The organism is Aeromonas sp. R4-3 (assembly GCF_040908275.1).
In the GTDB taxonomy this organism is placed as follows: domain Bacteria; phylum Pseudomonadota; class Gammaproteobacteria; order Enterobacterales; family Aeromonadaceae; genus Aeromonas; species Aeromonas rivipollensis.
In genome coordinates this window covers 13258-32767 of the sequence record NZ_JBFODK010000007.1, presented here as the reverse complement: position 1 = coordinate 32767, position 19510 = coordinate 13258, and the positions used below count along the sequence as shown (strand labels likewise).

The 19510-nt window shown below is 61.7% G+C and carries 12 protein-coding genes, 5 tRNA genes and 1 riboswitch; of the genes, 9 read left to right on the top strand and 8 right to left on the bottom strand.

The features are described 5' to 3' along the window. Positions 1 to 386 precede the first annotated feature (386 nt). The 5 genes from AB5Y91_RS01935 to AB5Y91_RS01915 all read left to right on the top strand — a co-directional run bounded on the left by AB5Y91_RS01935 (position 387) and on the right by AB5Y91_RS01915 (position 973). Positions 387 to 462, top strand: a tRNA-Ala gene (locus tag AB5Y91_RS01935). 28 nt (positions 463 to 490) lie between these two features. Further along, positions 491 to 566, top strand: a tRNA-Ala gene (locus tag AB5Y91_RS01930). A gap of 64 nt (positions 567 to 630) precedes the next feature. Beyond that, positions 631 to 706, top strand: a tRNA-Ala gene (locus AB5Y91_RS01925). A 59-nt stretch (positions 707 to 765) separates the two neighbouring features. After that, a tRNA-Ala gene (locus tag AB5Y91_RS01920) sits at positions 766 to 841 on the top strand. Between the two features lie 56 nt (positions 842 to 897). Continuing rightward, a tRNA-Ala gene (locus AB5Y91_RS01915) sits at positions 898 to 973 on the top strand. 150 nt (positions 974 to 1123) lie between these two features. Here the strand turns inward: AB5Y91_RS01915 and AB5Y91_RS01910 are convergent. After that, on the bottom strand, positions 1124 to 3265 hold the full coding sequence (locus tag AB5Y91_RS01910; protein WP_368168944.1) for an ExeM/NucH family extracellular endonuclease: 2142 nt from the start codon (positions 3263 to 3265) through the stop codon (positions 1124 to 1126). 296 nt (positions 3266 to 3561) lie between these two features. Continuing rightward, a riboswitch (cyclic di-GMP riboswitch) is annotated at positions 3562 to 3645 on the top strand. 147 nt (positions 3646 to 3792) lie between these two features. Here AB5Y91_RS01910 and AB5Y91_RS01905 point away from each other — a divergent pair. Then, positions 3793 to 6798, top strand: a complete 3006-nt coding sequence (locus AB5Y91_RS01905) for a glycosyl hydrolase family 18 protein (RefSeq protein WP_368168945.1) — start codon at positions 3793 to 3795, stop codon at positions 6796 to 6798. A gap of 234 nt (positions 6799 to 7032) precedes the next feature. On the opposite strand, the gene AB5Y91_RS01900 is transcribed toward AB5Y91_RS01905, so the two are convergent. From AB5Y91_RS01900 to AB5Y91_RS01870, 7 genes are all read right to left on the bottom strand, one after another. Continuing rightward, positions 7033 to 8268 carry a tetratricopeptide repeat protein gene (locus AB5Y91_RS01900; protein WP_368168943.1) on the bottom strand — a complete coding sequence of 412 codons (1236 nt, stop codon included), beginning with the start codon at positions 8266 to 8268 and terminating at the stop codon, positions 7033 to 7035. Between the two features lie 11 nt (positions 8269 to 8279). Then, positions 8280 to 8915 (bottom strand): energy transducer TonB, encoded by a 636-nt coding sequence (locus AB5Y91_RS01895; RefSeq protein WP_106887700.1) that lies wholly within the window; start codon positions 8913 to 8915, stop codon positions 8280 to 8282. Positions 8916 to 8931: 16 nt separating this feature from the next. Next, positions 8932 to 9339 (bottom strand): biopolymer transporter ExbD, encoded by a 408-nt coding sequence (locus tag AB5Y91_RS01890; RefSeq protein WP_005327075.1) that lies wholly within the window; start codon positions 9337 to 9339, stop codon positions 8932 to 8934. A gap of 66 nt (positions 9340 to 9405) precedes the next feature. Then, positions 9406 to 9933, bottom strand: coding sequence for a MotA/TolQ/ExbB proton channel family protein (locus tag AB5Y91_RS01885; RefSeq protein WP_368168942.1), 528 nt, complete (start codon positions 9931 to 9933; stop codon positions 9406 to 9408). A 10-nt stretch (positions 9934 to 9943) separates the two neighbouring features. After that, a complete protein-coding gene (locus AB5Y91_RS01880) occupies positions 9944 to 11317 on the bottom strand; it encodes a MotA/TolQ/ExbB proton channel family protein (RefSeq protein WP_368168941.1) in 1374 nt (457 codons plus the stop codon). Next, positions 11314 to 12078: a DUF3450 domain-containing protein gene (locus AB5Y91_RS01875; protein ID WP_106887697.1), complete on the bottom strand. Its 765-nt coding sequence runs from the start codon at positions 12076 to 12078 to the stop codon at positions 11314 to 11316. The genes AB5Y91_RS01880 and AB5Y91_RS01875 overlap by 4 nt, the downstream gene beginning before the upstream one ends. A gap of 102 nt (positions 12079 to 12180) precedes the next feature. Then, positions 12181 to 14787 (bottom strand): TonB-dependent receptor plug domain-containing protein, encoded by a 2607-nt coding sequence (locus tag AB5Y91_RS01870; protein ID WP_368168940.1) that lies wholly within the window; start codon positions 14785 to 14787, stop codon positions 12181 to 12183. 739 nt (positions 14788 to 15526) lie between these two features. Here AB5Y91_RS01870 and AB5Y91_RS01865 point away from each other — a divergent pair. The 3 genes from AB5Y91_RS01865 (at position 15527) to AB5Y91_RS01855 (ending at position 19498) form a co-directional block, all read left to right on the top strand. Continuing rightward, positions 15527 to 16552 carry an ABC transporter permease subunit gene (locus AB5Y91_RS01865; RefSeq protein WP_368168939.1) on the top strand — a complete coding sequence of 342 codons (1026 nt, stop codon included), beginning with the start codon at positions 15527 to 15529 and terminating at the stop codon, positions 16550 to 16552. A 2-nt stretch (positions 16553 to 16554) separates the two neighbouring features. Beyond that, a complete protein-coding gene (locus AB5Y91_RS01860; protein WP_163147064.1) occupies positions 16555 to 17598 on the top strand; it encodes an ABC transporter permease in 1044 nt (347 codons plus the stop codon). Between the two features lie 82 nt (positions 17599 to 17680). Further along, positions 17681 to 19498 (top strand): extracellular solute-binding protein, encoded by a 1818-nt coding sequence (locus AB5Y91_RS01855; protein WP_368168938.1) that lies wholly within the window; start codon positions 17681 to 17683, stop codon positions 19496 to 19498. Positions 19499 to 19510 lie beyond the last annotated feature (12 nt).

Genomic DNA, 19510 nt, shown 5'->3' with positions numbered 1-19510 from the left:
GAAGCGCGCATGGCAGCCGAGTAATACCGGTCTGGGCCAATCTCCCCTGGCATCGCCGACGCCGTAATGGCGCTGGTGGGCAAGGAGCGTGTGCTGGCTCGCATCGACCGCGCCCTGGCCTATATCGAAGCGCGGATGGCCGCCGAATAAGCGTCAGTCGCTGACAACAAAGGGCTCCCTGACGGGGGCCCTTTGCATTTTGGCCTCAAGCGGATTTGCGACGTAAAACAGCGACATAGCGACGCAGTTGGCGGTAAAAACAGCTAACTGCCTGAATTTTGACTAAACGCTCCAACCGGCGAAAATTTTGGGTTGACAGCAAAGCGGGTGATGCCTATCATGCGCCTCCGTTGCCAGAGATAACTTTGGTAGCGCCGAGGTGAGTTGGGGTTATAGCTCAGCTGGGAGAGCGCTTGCATGGCATGCAAGAGGTCCGCGGTTCGATCCCGCGTAGCTCCACCAAATTCTCCTCGAACAATCTGGAATCCAAGGGGTTATAGCTCAGCTGGGAGAGCGCTTGCATGGCATGCAAGAGGTCCGCGGTTCGATCCCGCGTAGCTCCACCAGGTTCCTGATTGAAGATGAAGTACCCAGGGCAGTGCGGTGTGTATCACCCAGGCCGACCTTTGTGGGGTTATAGCTCAGCTGGGAGAGCGCTTGCATGGCATGCAAGAGGTCCGCGGTTCGATCCCGCGTAGCTCCACCACTATTTGCAATAAAGAGCAACAGGCCGCCAGAACCCGTTGTCTAATGAAGAAAGAATTTGGGGTTATAGCTCAGCTGGGAGAGCGCTTGCATGGCATGCAAGAGGTCCGCGGTTCGATCCCGCGTAGCTCCACCACTATTTAGCAGTAAGGCAGCCGGCCGCCAGAACCGGTTGTTCAAAGAGTAAAATTTGGGGTTATAGCTCAGCTGGGAGAGCGCTTGCATGGCATGCAAGAGGTCCGCGGTTCGATCCCGCGTAGCTCCACCAAATTCTTAAAGGCCACCGTTATCGCGGTGGCCTTTTTGTTTGTTCAGGTATTTATTTTTCCCATACTTATCGCCCCTTCATTTACAAATCAAATGGCCAGAATGAGAAAGCCCGCGACTGTCGCGGGCTTTTTGCGTTATTCAGCGCGGATCATGAGGTGTGCCGACGGCGCCAGGCCAGGGGCAGCAGCGCCAGCAGCAGTGCCCCCATGGCCCCGCCACCGCTGCCCTTGCTCTGCTCGTTGAGCTTGAGGTCGACGATGATGGGGTCGTGGTCGGAGGCGCTGAACGGATTGTCCGACTTGATCAGCTCGCCGGTGAAGGCGCTGCCATATTCGAACAGGTTGCTCTCGAAGGAGTTGATGTGCCAGTCGGCGACGGCCACCACCTTCTTGGCCAGCGCCGGGTTGGCGAGGGCGTAATCCAGGGTGCCAAGCTCGGCCTCGTAGCTGTAGGAGATGGCCTTCTCCTGGTTGAACTTGAGGTTCACATCGACCAGGCCATAGCTCTTGCTCACCTCCTGGCCGAGCTGCTCGTAGGGCTGCTCGCCGACGAAGGTGTGGGAGGCGGAGCGGATCTTGCGTTCCGCCGTGGCCGGATCGTAGTCGGTGAGCACCCGGATGGGATCTTCCTTGGCGTAGGAGTTGAAGTCCCCCACCAGCAGCACCTGACCCGGCATCTTGCTCACCGCCTCACCCAGCACCTTGGCGGCACTGACCCTGAACTCGGTGCACTTGCCCTGCAGATCCGCAGGCTCGATCTTGCCATCCCCGTTCTCATAGCAGCCGGATCCCTTGGATTTCAGGTGGTTGACCACCAGAGTCAGGGGCTCGTCGCTGCCCGCCACCCCGAAGCGCTGCACCAGGGAGTCCCGCTGGCCTGCGCTCCTGGCGACGCCGCCCGTGGTGTAGTGCTGCTCTGGCAGACGAATGACCTCGGCATCCCCGCTTGGGGTGAGCAGGGCGGGGCGATAGATCATGGCCACCATGATGGCGTCGCCGCCGAAGAAGCGATCCTCCGTGAGCAGGGCCTTGGGCAGGGTGACGAAGGCGTACTGCTTGCTCGCCTCTTTCTGCCGGGCGTTGAGGCTTTGCACCAGATCGCTGATGGCGGCGTGCTCGTCGAAGCCGTTGTTCTCCATCTCCATCAGGCCGAGCAGGTCTGCGTCCATCTCGGTGATGGCGTTGACTATCTTGGTGCGCTGCAGCTGGAACTCCTCCAGGCTCTTGGCGCCGCGGTTGCAGCCCTTGGCGCTGTCCGCATCCGCCTGATCCGCACAGAGCACGTTGAGGGCGCCCCCCACGCTGGAGTGGCTGGTGAAGTAGTTGAGCACGTTGAAACTGCCGATGCGCAGGTCGGTGCCATTGGCGCGGGCCGGGGCGCCCTGGCGGTCGTTCTCGTCGGTGCGCAGCAGATCCCCCGCCGTGATGCGCTGATCCTTGGGCACTATCAGCCGGTACTCGTCAAAGCTGTAGCCCACCAGGGCTTCCAGATTGACCGGGGCATCGCCGATGCGCAGGTAGCCCTGCTCCGGCTCCCAGGCCGGCAACCAGGGCAGCTTGCCGTTGGCGGCCTTGAAGTCCGACTCGAGGAAGACGCGGTTGCCCGCATTGGCCTCGGCCAGGGTGTTTGCCTCCTGACTGCCAGCTACATGGAGCTGGGTCGGCTTCATCAGCGGGGCGCCGTGGGAGAGCACCAGGTTGTTGCGCTTGGCGGCGTAGTCGTAGCTGAAGTTGCGGCTTACCTTGAGGGCGCTGTCCCCATCGAGGCGCACCCGCATCCCCTCGTGACGCTCCAGGGCCCGGGCCAGGGTTTCCCCCTCCAGCACCCGCAGCGCCGTGGCGGCCGGGGCGTCGCCCCGGGCCAGCACCGTCAGGCGCGGGGCGCTGCCGTCAAACAGGGGCTTGAGCTGGGTGTGGCCATGATACTCCTCGACCTTGGCCTCCAGACAGATCAGGGCACCCGGCTGGATGGCGGGGTACTTGCTGATGTCACTCAGGAAGACGAAGATGCCATCCGAGCTCTGGGGATTGCCGTCCCCTTGCAGATCCTGCAGGTAGAAGCCCTTGTTCAGGCTCTCGCCGAGGGCGCTGACTACCGCCTTGACCGAGATGCTTCGGGGGCTTTCGAACTGATGGTCCGGGACGAGGGGGCTCTTGTCGCCGCTGCCCTGGATGGCGGGGATGGGGGTGAGGGCGCTGTCGGCCGGGCAACTGAAGCCGGCGGCATGGAGAGACGGGGACGCGAGGGCGAGCCCCACGGCCAGGGACAGCAGGGTAGGTCTTCCTTTCATGGGTATTCCTTTTTTATTTTTTTGCCAGTGTTTCCATAGCCTTGGCGCTCTGGCCAAGGGCGCGCATTGTCACATTTCTGGCAGCTCTGACCAGTGAGGCAGCGCACATTATGGGGAGACAAAAGAGGCTGAGTCCGTTTTTTTGATGTGGCTAACAGATTGATATTAATGACTTAATTATTAGTTGGCCGATTGAGGGAGGATGTGAGCTGGCCGGCATTCACATATTTTCCTTAGAGAATAAAGATTGAGCGGTCGCCACTTGCTTTCTATACTCGATCCGTTCCTCACGGAACCCAGGTTAAGGGCAAACCGGCAGTGATGCCGGGACGCAAAGCCTCCGATCTGTCCCAAGCGGGCCAGACAGCGGGGTTACCCCGGGGTGACATGAGGGTATGTGGCCCCGTCCAAGGCCTGTTGTCGTTCCCTGATCCCCTGTTGCGATTGCGCTTTTCCCGGTGTTGAAGCCAAGACAAAACAAGGATGATAACAAGATGCAACAGACCCTCAGGCCCAGCAGGCTCGCCATGCTGGTTGCCCTTGCGGCCATGCCCGCCTGGGCGCACGCCGCCTATCCCGCCTATCAGGCTGGCACCGCCTACAAGGCCGGCGATGTCGTCAGCAACGCAGGCGCCCTCTACGAATGCAAAGAATTCCCCTATTCCGGCTGGTGCGGGGCTTCCCCCTACCACTACGAGCCCGGTGTCGGCGCCGTCTGGGCCGATGCCTGGAAACTCTATGGCGGTGAGGTGCCGCCGCCTGCTCTGGTCGTTGCCATCGGCTCCCCCGCCGTGGGCAGCAGCGTCAGCGAAGGTGCCAGCCTGGCCCTGGCGGTGACCCTGAGCGGCCCGGTCACGGCGCTGGCCAAGGTGGAGTACCTGGTCGATGGCACCCAGGTCGCCACGGCCACGGCCTCCCCCTGGAGTGCCAGCTGGTCTGCCGCCGGCGTGGGTAATCACGCCCTCAAGGCCCGGGCGCTGGATAAAGATGGCAAGGTGCTGAGTGAGGCGGATTCGAGCTTCAAGGTCGCCGCCGTGGTGGCGCCAGAGGCCCCCAAGGCGAGCATCGCCAGCCCCGCAGCCGGGGCCAAGGTGACCCTGGGCCGCGCCCTCACAGTGGCCGGCAATGTGACCGACGCCAATGACGACGTCGCCAAGGTCGAGCTGTTCGTCGATGGCAAGAAGGTGGGCGAGGACAGCAGCGCCCCCTGGCAACTGAGCTGGACACCCCAGAGCAAGGGGCTGGCCGGTCTCAAGCTGGTGGCGGCCGACAAGGAGAACCTCTCCGGCGAGTCGGCCCAGGTCGATGTCCAGGTGGAAGAGGCGGCCCTGCCCCCCACGGGTGGCAATCTCTCCTGCGACGTGCGCCAGATCTATCGCGCCGACGGCAGCGAGTGCATGGGGGATGACCATGGCCGCCGCGTCATCGGTTACTTCACCTCCTGGCGGACCGGCAAGAACGGGCTGCCCTCCTACCTGGTAGGCGACATCCCCTGGGACAAGATCACCCACATCAACTACGCCTTCGCGGCGGTGGACGAGCAGAGCCACCTCATCAAGGTGGATGACGCCGCCACCAAGCTGACCTGGGACGGGGTGCCGGGCGCCGAAATGGATCCCGAATTCGCCTATCAGGGTCACTTCAACCTACTGTCGAAATACAAGAAGCAGTATCCGGACGTGAAGACCCTGATCTCCGTGGGTGGCTGGGCCGATACCCGCGGCTTCTACACCGCCACCACCAAGGGCGACTGCTCGGTCAACACCGCCGGCATCAACGCCTTTGCCAACTCGGCGGTGAGCTTCATCCGCCAGTACGGCTTCGACGGGGTGGATGTGGACTACGAGTACCCCACCTCCATGAAGGATGCGGGCAACCCCAACGACTTCCCGCTCTCCAACCAGTGCCGGGCCAAGCTGTTTGCGAACTACGAAGTGCTGATGAAGACACTGCGCAGCAAGCTCGACAGTGCCGGCACCGAGGACGGCCGCAAGTACATGCTGACCATAGCCTCGCCGGCCTCGGCCTACCTGCTGCGCGGCATGGAGAACTTCCAGGTCACCCAGTATCTGGATTACGTCAACCTGATGACCTACGACTTCCACGGCGCCTGGAACCACTTCGTCGGCCACAATGCCGCCCTGTTCGACAACAAGGCGGATCCCGAGCTGGCCCAGTGGGGTGTCTACAACCAGGCCCAGTTCGGTGCCATCGGCTACCTGAACTCCGCCTGGGCGGCCCACTACTTCCGTGGTGCCCTGGCGGCAGGCAAGATCAACATAGGGGTGCCTTACTACACCCGTGGCTGGCAAGGGGTGACAGGTGGTACCCATGGCCTGGGGGGCAAGGCGGCGCTGCCGAGCCAGAGCGCCTGTCAGCCGGGCACGGGGGGCAGCACAGTTCCCTGCGGCAATGGGGCGGTCGGCATCGACAACATCTGGCATGATCTCGACAAGAACGGCAAGGAGATAGGCGGCGGCGCCGTGCCCATGTGGCACGCCAAGAACCTGGAGCACGCGGCCAGCCTCGGCATCACCACGCTGCCGAGCTATGGCACGGCCTGGGGTCTGGATCCCAACAACCCGGCCCACGTGATGCAAGGCCAGTACGTGCGTTACTACGATGACAAGGCCCATGCGCCTTGGCTGTGGAACGAAGAGAAGAAGGTGTTCCTCTCCACCGAAGATGAAGAGTCCATGGGTCACAAGCTCGACTACATAGTCAATCGAGGCCTGGGTGGCGTCATGTTCTGGGAGATGGCGGGGGACTACGACTTCGACGCTGCCAAGAACGAGTATGTCATGGGCAGCACCCTCACCAGCCTGGCCTACGACAAGTTCAGCAAGGCGAGCAAGGCCAGCCTGAAGCAGAACGATCTGCCGGCCCCGGCCGCTCAGCTCGACATAGGCGTGAGCCTCTCGGGCTTCAAGGAGGGGGATTCCAACTACCCGATCAACCCGACCCTCAAGCTCATCAACAAGTCGACCCAGACCATACCGGGCGGCACCCGCATCGAGTTCCTGATGCCCACTTCCACCTCTGACACCATCACGGATCAGAGCGGCATGGGGCTGAAAGTAGTGGAGAGCGGCGGCAACCAGAACTCCGACGGCATCGCGGGCGAGAAGGACTTCCACAAGGTGGCCCTGACGCTGCCGGGTTGGAAGGCCTGGGCGCCGGGCACCGAGGTGGAAGTGGCCATGACCTACTACCTGCCGGCCGCAGGGGTACCGAGCGGCATGCGCCTGATTGCCGGCAGCCAGACCATAGGCCTGAAGTCCGACTTCCCGGCCCTGGCCGAGGCGGTGCTGGGGGGCAGCAGTGGGGGTGATGGCGGCAGTGGTGGCACCAGCTGCACCAGCCAGAGCGTGGATCCGGCGGCCTATCCGGCCTACCCGAGCTGGCCGCGCGGGGATCACGCCAATGGCAACGACCGCATGACCAACGGCAAGGCAGTCTGGCAGGCGAACTGGTGGACCAGCAGCGAGCCCAAGGCGGGCGACGGCAGCTGGAAGCTGGTATGCAGTTACTGATGATGATGACCTGTTGAAGGGGGGCAGCCCCGTTTCAACGCAATGACCCAATCCGGAGCCCAGGCTCCGGATTTTTTTGCGCCTTATATAAGGAAGGGATTTCGTGATATGGGGGAGGGCGCATAAAAAAGACCGCTCCGAAGAGCGGCCAATTGCCACCAGGCAAGCTGCGGGGCTGACCCCCTTGTGGATGGGCAGTCGCCATGGGCGGATGCTTGCCCATGACGTGCCGGTTTATTGAGTGACGGCACCGCCCTGTTGTTCCTTCAGGAAGCTGATCCAGGGGGAGGCGCGGCCACTGACGTTGCCATTCTGGGCTGCCTGGGTGAAGGCGCTGAGCGCCTCCTTGGGTTTCTGCTGCTCGAAGTAGGCGACCCCGGTCAGGAACTTGAGATCGGCGCGCTGTTCACCGCTGGCATTGGCGGCCGGCTTGGCGGCCAGGGCTACCAGATCCTTGTATCGCTTGCTCTGGATCATCATGCGCGCCATCTTCAGCTGCAGCTCGGCACTGGGGGCCAGCTGATAGGACTTGGCCAGGGTGTCGATGGCGGGATCCAGCTCCTTGGCCTGATGCCAGTAGTTGGCGAGCGTCTTGTAGTTGGCGGCGCTGCTCTCGATCTGCCCCTCCTTCATCGCCTTCTCCATCACGCGGGCGGCGCGATGGGGAATGCCGGCGAAGGCGAGGTAGTTGGCGAGCCGCTGCAACTCGGCCGCCTCGGTCAGCATGCCGAGGTTGTAGGCCGACTCGAGCGCCGCCAGCGCCTTGGCATCGTTGCCCGCCTGCATGTGCATGGCCGAGAGCTGGGTCCAGTACTTCTTCTTCTCCGGGTACTTGTCCACCAGGGCGGTCAGCACCTCGGTGGCCGGCTTGTACTGTTTCAGCTCGTAGTGGGCAGCCATCTTCAGCAGGTACCAGGACTCCGGCGCCTTGCCTGCGGAGAGCCTGATCGCCTGATCCACCGCCGGTATGGCTTCCCGGTACTGCTTGAGCTGCACATGGGCGTTGGCCAGGGTGATGTAGGCGTGGGGGGTCGGCTTCTCATCTTTTCCAAGGTTCGCGAACCACTCATTCATGGTGCTGATGGAGCCCTTGAAGTTGCCCTCCGCCATGTAGAGCTGGGCCAGGTTGTAGCGCACCTGCTGGGCCACCGGCTGCGGCAGGCCGCCGGTGGCGATGGCGTCGGCGAAGTATTTGGTCGCCTGACCGTACTTCTCCTGTTGGGCGGCCACGAAGCCCAGGGTCTGCAAGATGACCCCCTTGTCGTAGACCCGATCGCCTGCGCCCGAGAGCGCATCCTGCAGCTTGGCATTGGCCTCGCCGTATTTCTTCTCGGTGATCAACGCCTGGGCCTTGTTGACCGCGCGGTAGGCGCGGTCAGACAGGGCGGGTTGCTCGGCGGCCCAGCTGGCGGTGCTGAGCAGCACCGCCATGGCCACCGGGGCGAGGATCAGGGTATGTAACTTTTTCATCGCCACCTTCCTTAGTTGACCGCGAACTCGATCTCTTGCTGCATGCGACTGGCCTGGGGCTTGCCATCCACCATGGCCGGCTTGAAGGTCCACTTGGCTATGGTCTTGCGTGCCTCCTTGCCGAGGTCGTAGCTGCGGGGCTCTTCCTTGACGATCCGGATGTTGCTGACGGTGCCGCGCTCGGTCACGGTGAACTCCACCAGTACCTTGCCGGAGGCGAGGCCGGCCAGCGCCGCCTTGCGGGGCATCATGGGCTCGAAGGTCGCCATGGGCATGGCGCCGTTGTTGCCACCCATGCCGCCGCCACCGCCCCCCGTGCTGTAGGCACCCAGGGCGTTGCCGCCGCCGATGTTGACCGGGATGTCGAGCTTGGGCATGTCCATGGGGGCGCTATCCATCTTGGGCCTGTCCGTGCTCGCCACTTCCATCTCGGGTGGGGGAGGTGGGCGGTTCGGGGGCGGCGGCTTGGGCAGTTCCCGTTGTTTCTCTTGCAGTGTCTCCTGGGGCTTGAGGCGAATGAAGTCGGTCATGGTGACGTCTTCTCTCTCCGTCAGCTCCCGGTGATCCGGTGTGATCAGCTTGTTCATTCCCAGAAACAGGAAGAACACCACCACACAGGAGACAGCTATCGCTATCAGGTATCTCATGGTGCTCGCTCCGGCATCAGCTGCTCTTGCTCGCCGCGATGGAGATGTTCTGGACACCGGCCATGCGGATCTGATCCATGACCTGGACCACCAGCCCGGAACGGGACTCGGTATCGGCCTGGATCACCACGGCGCTCTCCGGGTTCTCCGCCCGCAGCCGCTCGATGTTGGCACGCACGGCGCCCACCTCGACGACCCGTTTGTCGACCCAGACCTGGCCGTTCTCGCGGACCGCGACCATGATGTTCCCCTTCTTCACCGTCTCGGCCGTGCTGGCGCTCGGGCGGTTGATCTCCACGCCGGACTCCTTGACGAACGAGGTGGTGACGATGAAGAAGATCAGCATGATGAACACTATGTCCAGCATGGGGGTCAGATCGATGGCCGCCTCATCGGCACCGCTGTCGCTGTGACGTTTTCTCATGGCAAAAACTCCTTGCTTGTTCTGTGCCCCGGCGGGCAGTGCCCGGCCGGGGGAGTGCATCCTGCATCAGCCGTGTTTCAGGTTGTCTTCCAGCTTCTGCACCGCCAACTTGGCCTTGTGATCGAGCTGGTTGACAAAAAACAGGCCGGAAAGGGCGGCAATCATGCCCGCCATGGTCGGTACCGTCGCCTTGGAGATCCCCGAGGCCATGGCCCGCGGCGAACCCGTGCCCGTGATGGCCAGGGTGTCAAACACCTGCACCATGCCCACTACGGTGCCGAGCAGCCCCATTAGCGGACAGAGGGCGATCAGCACCTTGATGACCGGCATCCCCTTGTCCACCGCCATGGCGACCCGGGAGACCAGCTCGCGGCGGATCTGTTTGGCAGACCAGGAGAGGTGATCGCTGCGGGCCATCCAGGTCACCTTGGTCTGCTTCACCTGCTGGGGGTAGACCGCCATGAAGTAGAACCAGCGCTCCAGCAGCAGGGCCCACATCATCAGGGTCAGAAAGAACAGGGCGACCAGCACGTCGCCCCCCAATCCCAGAAACCGGCGGACCGACTCGACTTCTTCAATCAACCAGAACCACATGGGTGACTCCTTAGGCTGCGGCTTTGGCGGCGTGCAGACGTTCCTGATAACGGGCGACGAAACCGGCGCTCTGCTCTTCCAGGACCTGGATGAGACGACGGCTCTGGGTCTGCACTATGGTGTAGAGGAACAGCATGGGCACCGCGACCACCAGACCCTGCATGGTGGTGACCAGGGCCTCGGAGATGCCGCCCGCCATCAGCTTGGGATCCCCGGTGCCGAACAATGTGATGGCCTGGAAGGTGGCTATCATCCCCACCACTGTGCCCAGCAGGCCCAGCAGCGGCGCCACAGAGGCGATCAGCTTGATGATGCTGATGCCCTTCTCGAACTTGGGCACGTTGCGCAGGATTATCTCGTCGAGCTTGGATTCCAGATCCTCTATGTTGTCACCGCGGTGGGACTGATAGGCCCCCAGCATCTCGCCGATGGGATTGCCCTTGACGATCTGATCGGATTTCAGCTGCTTGCGCATGGCGCTGCCGATCATCGACAGGCGCAGGCCGCAGAAGATGGCCAGCAGGGTGCCGATGACTCCCAGTGCCAGGATCACGTAACCCACGGAACCACCCTGATCGATCCGCTCCTTGAGAGTCGGCGACTGCACCAGCAGGGAGAGGATCACCCCGCGGGACGGGTCGATGAAGATGGGCTCGACGGCGCCGTTGCCCTGCTCAAACTGGGCGATGGGCTCCAGCACGGCGTTGTCCGGCTGACGGGAGAGCTGCTCGAACTTGCCGGTCTCTGGCACGAAGGTGAGGTACTTGCCCTCGGAGACGGTGTTGAACTCGCCTATCTGGGTCACCGTCTTCTCGGCCTGGTTGCCCTCGCCATAGACCACAGTCGCCGGGATCTGGCTCACCTTGCCACCGTCCACCATGCGGCCGAGGGTAGTGGTCCAGAAGGCGGTCAGGTCGTCGCTGGAGGGGAGCTCCTTGCTCTCCGCCAGGCGGGTCAGCAGCGCCGTCTGCTCCGGGTGTTCGACCCGGCGGGCGGAGGCGTTGAAGATCCCCTTGAACTCGCCGGCGAACTGGCGCAGCACGCCGAACATCTCGCCCATGTTGCCGGAGCGCTGGCGCAGGGTCTCGGTCAGCTCGGTGAGCTGCTTGTCGTTGGCATCGAAGGTGGCCTTGAGCTGCTCGCCCTTGGCGGTCTCGGCGGCGAGTTCGGCCTTGGCCTTGGCCAGCAGGGCCCCTTGCTCGTTCTTGTCAGCCAGGAAGCGGGCCTCCCGCTCCTTGTTGAGCTGGGATTCGCTGGTGCTGGCGGCCTTGACCTGGCTCAGCAGGGCGTTGAGATCCACCGGCTTCTCGGCGGCGGTCACCGGCAGGGTGAACAGGGTGGCTCCCGCTATCAGGGAGGCAATGGCGAGTCTGATTCCTTTCATGATGCTTTCTCCGCAGTTTGAACCGGCAGCTTGATGAGGGCGGGAGGCGCCTGCTTCTTGGCGATGCGAAGGCCCTGTTCAACCGCGCTGCGATACTCCTGGGGCAACTCTTCCCACTGGCGGGTCTGCTTGTTCCACATGCCGGTCTCGTTGCCGTCCGGGGACTGGTAGAGCAGGGCGATGCGACCGACCCGCAGAAACTCGTAGGTCTTCTCGCCGCCGTCCTTGTCCAGGCTGGCCTTGTAGGACTCTATGGTGCGGCTGAAGCCCTCCTCGATCTGGTAGGCCTCCAGGATCTTGCGGTACTTCTCGGAGATGGTGACGTCGGCGCGGTTCATGAGGTCGGTCAGGGCCGCCACGCGGTCCTCCCGCTCGACCTTCTGGAACGGCAAGTCCAGGGCGACGAACTGATCGAGGGAGTCGATCATCTTGAGCATCAGGGGCACCACCTCGGTGCTGGTCTGATCGATCTGGGCTATCTGGCGCTGCATCGAGGCCAGCTCGGCACTCTGGGAGTCGACCATCTTGCCCACTTGCTCGTTGTAGGTGCGCAGGCTGTCGACCTGACGCAGGGCGGCCTTGTACTGGGCCAGGGCGGATTCGGCAGACTCGGCGTAGCTGTCGATCTTCTGCTGGGACACTTTGGAGGCATTGTCGGTGGCGGCTTGAGCGTCCACTGCCTGACCGGCAGAGGCGGCACTCAGATTGAAGCTGGTCAGCAGGGCAGCCGAAACCAGGCTGCCGAGGAGCGCTTTCTTCATTGTAATAGTCCTTGTTTTCATAGGATTACCCTATCTCCGTGACTTCCTTGGAACCTTGGGCAGAGCCGGCCCGAGGGGCCGGCTCGTCACTTTCCTGGTGGATCAGAACTTCTGGGCGTAGTCGAGGTAGTAGATGCGACCGTCGATGCTGTAGAGCTCCTCGTCATAGGTGAAGCCATCGCTCTCGAGGGACGGACCCGCGTTGAACATGTTCTTCACCCCGACCTGGATCTTGCCGTTCCAGGGGGCATCCACGCCGACGTTCAGGTTCCAGGTGGTCTGGGACGCGATGTGGCCCACTTCCTCACCTGTGTCGGCGATGTAGTCCTGGCTCTGGGAGTCGATGTAGTTCGCGCTCAGATAGGTATCCATGTTCCACCACTGGGGCACGTTGACACCCACGCCGGTGCTGAAGCGCATCTGCGGCAGACCGTTCTGGCCGATCTTGTCGATGACGGGGCCACCGGCGTACAGGCCTTCCTTGTACTCAAGGATGTAGGTGCCGCCGAGGTCATAACGGATGGTGGCGGAGGTCAGGTCGTAGCGGTAATCCAGCTTGAGATCCAGACCGCTGGTGTTCAGGGTCCCCAGGTTGACCATGGGGGCGATGGCACCGCTGATCTTGCCCTGGCTGTTGCGGGTGATGTTGCTGGAGCCCCCGTTGTTCAGCTCGTCATAGATGACGGACTGCAGGGAGTTCAGCTGGATCACGTCCTCGATCTTGATGGTGTAGTAGTCCAGGGAGAGGTTCAGGTTATCCAGCGGGCTGTAGGCCACCCCGAAGTTCCAGGTGTCCGCCGTCTCTTCCTTCAGCTCCTCGTTGGAGGTACGGGTGGTGTCGTACTGGCGGTTCGGGCAGTCCGCCGCCGAGATGCCGTTGGCCTCGCAGTAGACATAGTCCTTGGCCCAGTCGGCCGAGTAGGAATCAGCCGCGTAGAGATCGCTCAGGCTGGGGGCTCGGAAGGAGCGGGACCAGGAGGTGCGCAGCATCAGGTTGTCCAGCGGCTGGTAACGCAGGCTCGCCTTGGGGGAGAAGGCGCTGCCGAAGTCGCTGTAGTCATCGAAGCGACCGGCCAGGTTCAGCTCAATCTGATCCGTGATGGGCACCAGGGACTCGATGTAGGCGGCGGTGACGTCGCGCACCCCGCCGGAGGAGTTGCCGGAGGAGCCTATGATGTTGCCGGCCTCGGACTGGGCATCGTACTTGTCGGCATAGACCCAGTCGTTGTACTCGGCGCCTGCGTACCAGCTGACCGGACCGGCCGGCAGCTCACCCATGTCCCACTGGACACCGGCGTACCACTGGTAGAAGTCCATGGTGGAGCGGCGGCTGGTGTCGGCTGCCATGGCGGCCGTGCTCTTGGGATCGAACTCGCCCCCGACAAACTTGCCGTCGGCGATGGCCTGCTGGGCGGCGGATTGCAGCACGTAGCCGGTGCCGTTCTCTTTGTTGTCGGTCTTGGAGTACATGTAACCGGCGTTCCACTGCATGTCGCCCACGGATTCTGTGGTGACAGTGCCCTCGAAGCCGAGGTTCAGGCTACCGGTCATGTCGGTGACATAGTTGTCACGGGGGCCGACGTTGCTGAAGCGGTAGTAGGCGTAGGCGGCTTCACCCAGACCCTGAGTGGCGGCGGCATCCAGGCCGTTATCGGTGAAGAACTGGGCGTTGTTCGGGTTGGACGGGTCTATGGCGAAGGCGCCGGCGGCGGGAGCGAAGCGGCCGAAGCTCTCGACCCGGGAGCCGATGATCTGCGGCACGAAGTCGACATTGTCGTTGAGGTGGTAGCGACCGTTCAGATAGAGGGTGTCACGGCTGCGGGAGGCCGTGGTGGCCGCGACCTGACCGTAGTTGAAGTTGCAGCCGCCCTCGAAGCCGATGAAGGGCTCCTTGCAGCTACCGTCGGCATTGGTGGTACCGGCCAGGGGGCCGTATTTCCAGATGGGATCCCCGTTGGCATCGAGGCCGGTAATTCCCTCCACGTTGCGGCCGTAGGCGCTGGGGGCGTCGTTGCCCTGCTTGGCGAGATAGTCACGATCCCGGGCATAGACGACGTCTTTCTTGTCGTGCTCGTAGACCGCCATCAGCGAGCCCTTCTCGCCGTTGACGCCCGCCACGACGGAGCCGCTGGCTTCATCGCCGCCCGGCTCGGTCGGTGAGCCGAGGCGTCCCTGGAAGGTCAGGCCCTCATAGCCCTCTTTGAGCACCACGTTGATGACACCGCCGATGGCGTCGGAACCATAGATGGCCGAACCGCCATCCAGGTTGACTTCGACCCGCTCAACGGCGGCCATGGGGATGGTGTTGAGGTTGATGGAGGTGCCACCCATGGTGGGGGAGCCTGCCACCCGCTTGCCGTTCAGCAAGACCAGGGTGCGCTCCGAGCCCAGGCCGCGCAGGCCGACGGTGGATTGGGACTGGAAGGAGCTGCCGGAGGCCGGGGAGACGCCACCGAAGGAGTTGTAGGAGGCCTGTTTGAGGTAATCGGCGACGGTCTGCTGACCCGATGCTTCGATCTTGGCCTTGGTCACCGAGACGACAGGGGTGGACCCTTCCACATCGACCCGGGAGATCCGCGAGCCGGTGACCTTGATTTTTTGCAGTTTTTCGACGTTCTGGCCCTCTTCGGCCAGGGCAGGGGTGACCACAACTGCCGCGCTCGCCAAGGCAAACGCTACGGCAGCAGAGAGTCTGCTTTTCCTAAGCATCGTTAGTATCCTTCCTGATTGTTTTTTTGTTTGCTTCCCTTACCGCCCTCGTTGGAGCGGTGCGTAAGGCTTATCAAGCTTTGATGATTGACGTCAAATGGAGTGGCCAGGATGGTGACTGGAAGGGGAATTAGAAGACTGTGCAGGATTTAGGTGATTTTTTTGGCGTTTTATTCCGTAAAGAATGCGGATGCTCATGTAAATATGTTGTTAAATTTGTATTTCCCCATTTTATTGATTAGTTTTGAACTTATCGATAAACCACCTGTCGCCATGACCTCGGTATCGTGGAATGACATTTTTGCAGTATTTAAATCTATCTTCGGTGCTAGGGGGATTTCAGTTCAGGTTCAGGCCGGAGGATATTTCCCTCTTCTTTAATAGGTAAAATGGGATGAGAGGGTGTTTGATTTTATCTGTATGTTTTTATTTGTATTTTTTGAATTTCAAACGGCTGTGTAATTAATTTTTTAATAATTAAAAACAAGTTAAATGAGAAGGCGTAGCAGTTTTTTATATTGAAGTTGGATTTTTTGGAAAAAAACATCGGTGAGTTATGCTGCGGACCTCACTGACGATCGATGGGCTTAGTTCTACTTGATTTTTGTTGCAGAGCTTTTACAGTGGCCGAGCGGGATTGTCTGCCAATACCAGTCAATTCAGTGAGTAATGCCAGGAAGCATAGGCCGGTCACCGGATGTGACTGACCATAAAAGAACAACAAGGACGAGGTTCCACCATGCTGTCGTATTTCTTACGTCGGATGCTTCTGATCATCCCGACGTTTCTCGGTATCACCCTGCTCGTCTTCACCATCACCCGCTTCGTGCCGGGCGGTCCGGTCGAGCGCATGTTGCTGCAGGCGCAGGTCTCGCAGAACGAGACAGGTCGCTCCAGCGGCAGCAAGGGGGCGCAGGCGCTCTCCGATGAGCAGATAGAGGAGCTCAAGGCCTTTTACGGTCTCGACAAGCCCATGCTGATCGCCTACTGGGAGTGGCTGCAGAAGCTGGCGGTGCTGGATCTCGGGGAGTCGACCCGCTACTACGAGCCGGTGTGGGATCTCATCAAGGAGCGACTGCCGGTGACGGCCTTCTTCGGGCTGGCGACCTTCCTGCTGAGTTACGCCGTCTCCATCCCGCTCGGGGTGGCCAAGGCCCTCAGGCACAACAGCCGCTTCGATTCCCTGAGCTCCATGCTCATCTACATGGCCTATGCGCTACCCGCCTATGTGGTGGGGATCTTCCTCATCACGGTATTTGCCTTCCATCTGGAGTGGCTGCCCATGGGGGGCTTCCCGGGGGACGAGTTCGATTCCATGGAGAGCAGCTGGGATCAGATCCGCACCCTCTTCGCCCACGCCCTGCTGCCCCTCATCGCCTACGCCATCGGGGATTTTGCCATTCTCACCATGACCATGAAGAACAGCCTGATGGAGAACCTGTCGGCGGATTACGTGCGTACCGCCGTGGCCAAGGGGCTGCCGTTTCGCAAGGCGGTCACCGACCACGCCATGCGCAACAGCCTGATCCCCATCGCCAGTCACCTGGGGTCCGTGCTCACCGTCTTCTTCGGCGGCTCCTTCCTCATCGAGACCATCTTCAACATCGACGGCATAGGTCTGCTCGGTTACGAGGCCATAGTCGAGCGGGATTACCCCACCGTCATGGGCATTTTGGCCATCACCTCCATGTTGATGCTCATCGGCAATATCGTTTCCGACATCTGCGTGGCTCTCGTTGACCCCCGCGTGCGGTTTGGAGACTGAGCATGAACCTGAACCCGGTCACCCTGAAAAAACTCAAGCGCTTCAAGTCGATCAAGCGCGGTTACTACTCCTTTGTCATCTTCTCGGCCCTGGTGGTCATCTCCCTGCTGGCGGAGCTCCTGGTCAACAGCCGGGCGCTGGCGGTGAGCTATCAGGGAGAGCTCTACTTTCCCACCTATGGCGACGTGATCCCGGGCCAGCAGTTCGGGCTCGATTACGAGTACGAGACCAACTACCGCCAGTTGCAAGCCCGCTTCGCAGAAGCGGGAAAAGGGGACTGGGTGCTGCTGCCTCTGGTGCCCTGGAACCCCTATGAGCAGGACTTCAAGGAGGAGGCCTACCCGCCCTATGCTCCCAGCCTCACGGAGCGCCACTTCCTCGGCACCGACACCAGCGGTCGCGACGTGCTGGCGCGCCTGGTCTACGGCTTTCGTATCGCCATCGGCTTTGCCTTCATCACCCTGGTGGCGAGCTATGTCATCGGGGTCAGCATCGGCTGCATGATGGGCTTCCTCGGCGGGCGCTTTGACCTCATCTTGCAGCGCTTTATCGAGATCTGGTCCCAGGTGCCCTTCCTCTACGTCATCATGATACTGGTGTCGCTGGCCAAGCCGAACTTCGGCCTCTTCGTGGGGATCAACGTGCTGTTCGGCTGGATGGGGATCACCTGGTACATGCGCACCCTCACCTACAAGGAGCGGGCGCGGGACTACGTGATGGCGGCGCGGGCCCAGGGGGCGAGCACCAAACGGATCATCTTTAACCACATACTGCCCAACACCCTGATGATGATAGTCACCCTGGCACCCTTCGCCGTGGTGGGGAACATCTCCACCCTGACGGCGCTGGACTACCTGGGCTTCGGCCTGGCCCCGCCGACCCCGAGCTGGGGGGAGCTGCTCTCCCAGGGGATCAACAACCTGGATGCCATCTGGATCGTCAGCTCTGTGGTGGCGGCGGTGAGCCTGGTGCTGATCATGGTCTCCTTCATCGGGGAGGCGATCCGCGAGGCGTTCGATCCGCGCAAGTTTACCCGTTATCAGTGACCCGTGGCCCGCCTCACGGCCCTGGGTATCCAACCCTTAATTGAGACGCCCCCGGTGCAGGGGCATGACTTGGAAGTCAAACATGAACAATAAAATCAAATGGATAGGTGCTCTCTTCGTGTTGGTGAACGGATCCTGGGTGTGGGCCGCCAGCCTGCCCGCGGATCTCAAGTGGGAGACCAATGACACAGACCCCGTGTTTGCCTCCCCCAAGGCGCAGCCCGGCGGCACCCTCAACCTCTTCATCGACAGCTTTCCGCTGACGTTTCGCACCGTGGGGCCCGACTCCAACGGTTCGTTCCGCTCCTTCATCCTGGACAACCAGCTGAGGCTCATCAGCTTCCACCCCAATACCGGCAATCCCATTCCCTCGCTGGCGAGCGCCTGGGCCATAGCACCGGACAGCCAGACCGTCTATTTCAAGCTGGATCCCCGCGCCAAATGGTCTGACGGCAAGCCCGTCACCGCCGACGACTACACCTTCGGCTACGAGATGATGCGCTCCAAGGACATCAAGGGCCCCTGGTTCAACAACTACTACACCACGGAGGTGGTGGCGGTGGAGAAGATTGACGATCACACCATCCTGGTGAAGGCGGGCAGCCGCAAGGCCAGGCTGGATCTGCTCAACACCACGGAGCTGTGGCCCCAGCCGAAGCACTACTACAAGATGGGGCCGAATTGGGTGAAGCAGTACAACTGGGCTGTGGTGCCGACCACGGGCCCCTATGTGATGAGCGAGGTGAAGAAGGGCAAGTCCATCACCTTCAGCAAGCAGAAGGATTGGTGGGCCCAGCAGGATCGCTACAACCAGCACAGATTCAACATCGACCGCATCAAGGTGCAGGTGATCCGGGATCACAACATAGCGTTTCGCCACTTCCTCAAGGGAGAGATAGATACCTTCGAGATGATACTGCCCAACTGGTGGCATGAAAAAGCCGTGACCCCGGAATACAAGAAGGGCTATGTGCAGAAGGTGATGGCGATGACAGACACCAAGCAGGGGGGGCAGGGGGTGCACCTCAACGTCAGCAACCCCAAGCTGGCGGACGTGAATGTGCGGCTCGGCATCCAGCACGCCATGAACCTGGACAAGATGATAGCGACAGTGCTGCACGGCGACTATGACAGGGCCACCACCTTCGGCTCGGGCTTTGGCGAATTCACCGACATCAAGCTGCCGGAGCGGGCCTATGACATCACCAAGGCGCGGGAGTATTTCGCCAAGGGCGGCTACAACAAGCCGGGGCCGGACGGCATCCTGCAAAACGACAAGGGGGAGCGGCTGACCCTGGCCCTCACCTACACCAGCCAGGAGCACTCCAAGCGGCTGACCGTGCTGAAAGAAGAGGCCAAGAAGGCGGGCCTGGATCTGGAGCTCAACCTGGTGGATGGGGCCACCGGCTTCAAGGTGATGCTGGAGAAGAAACACGAGGCGGCCTGGCTCGGCTGGGGTGGCGGGGGTCTCTACCCGCAATACTGGGAGTCGTTCCACTCGGCCAACGCCAACAAGCCCCAGACCAACAACCTGTTCAACGTGGCCGACAAGGCGCTGGACGGGTTGATTGACGCCTACAACGTCGAGTTCGACATGACCAAACGGGCCGAGATCTCCCGCCAGATCCAGCAGCGCATCTATGACCTCGCCATCTTCGTGCCCGGAGTCCAGCTCAACTACGTGCGAGCCAGCAGCTGGCGCCACGTGATGCTGCCGGAGGTGCCCGCCACCCGCAACACCCCGGATCTGCTCTACTGGCCCATGGATGGCTACCCCCACAGCAGTGGCGGCCTGCTCTGGCTCGATCCCAAGGTGCAGGAAGAGACCCGCAACGCCAAGGAAGCGGGTGAGTCGCTCTCTCCCATCACCCTGATCGACAAGACCTATGCGCATCATTGAGAAGGGGGAGGC

What these genes read in the sequence shown, in the direction of transcription:
- AB5Y91_RS01910 (WP_368168944.1), bottom strand. Translation starts at nt 3,265, where the DNA reads ATGAAAGGAAGACCTACCCTGCTGTCCCTGGCCGTGGGGCTCGCCCTC.
- AB5Y91_RS01905 (WP_368168945.1), top strand. Translation starts at nt 3,793, where the DNA reads ATGCTGGTTGCCCTTGCGGCCATGCCCGCCTGGGCGCACGCCGCCTAT.
- AB5Y91_RS01900 (WP_368168943.1), bottom strand. Translation starts at nt 8,268, where the DNA reads ATGAAAAAGTTACATACCCTGATCCTCGCCCCGGTGGCCATGGCGGTG.
- AB5Y91_RS01895 (WP_106887700.1), bottom strand. Translation starts at nt 8,915, where the DNA reads ATGAGATACCTGATAGCGATAGCTGTCTCCTGTGTGGTGGTGTTCTTC.
- AB5Y91_RS01890 (WP_005327075.1), bottom strand. Translation starts at nt 9,339, where the DNA reads ATGAGAAAACGTCACAGCGACAGCGGTGCCGATGAGGCGGCCATCGAT.
- AB5Y91_RS01885 (WP_368168942.1), bottom strand. Translation starts at nt 9,933, where the DNA reads ATGTGGTTCTGGTTGATTGAAGAAGTCGAGTCGGTCCGCCGGTTTCTG.
- AB5Y91_RS01880 (WP_368168941.1), bottom strand. Translation starts at nt 11,317, where the DNA reads ATGAAAGGAATCAGACTCGCCATTGCCTCCCTGATAGCGGGAGCCACC.
- AB5Y91_RS01875 (WP_106887697.1), bottom strand. Translation starts at nt 12,078, where the DNA reads ATGAAGAAAGCGCTCCTCGGCAGCCTGGTTTCGGCTGCCCTGCTGACC.
- AB5Y91_RS01870 (WP_368168940.1), bottom strand. Translation starts at nt 14,787, where the DNA reads ATGCTTAGGAAAAGCAGACTCTCTGCTGCCGTAGCGTTTGCCTTGGCG.
- AB5Y91_RS01865 (WP_368168939.1), top strand. Translation starts at nt 15,527, where the DNA reads ATGCTGTCGTATTTCTTACGTCGGATGCTTCTGATCATCCCGACGTTT.
- AB5Y91_RS01860 (WP_163147064.1), top strand. Translation starts at nt 16,555, where the DNA reads ATGAACCTGAACCCGGTCACCCTGAAAAAACTCAAGCGCTTCAAGTCG.
- AB5Y91_RS01855 (WP_368168938.1), top strand. Translation starts at nt 17,681, where the DNA reads ATGAACAATAAAATCAAATGGATAGGTGCTCTCTTCGTGTTGGTGAAC.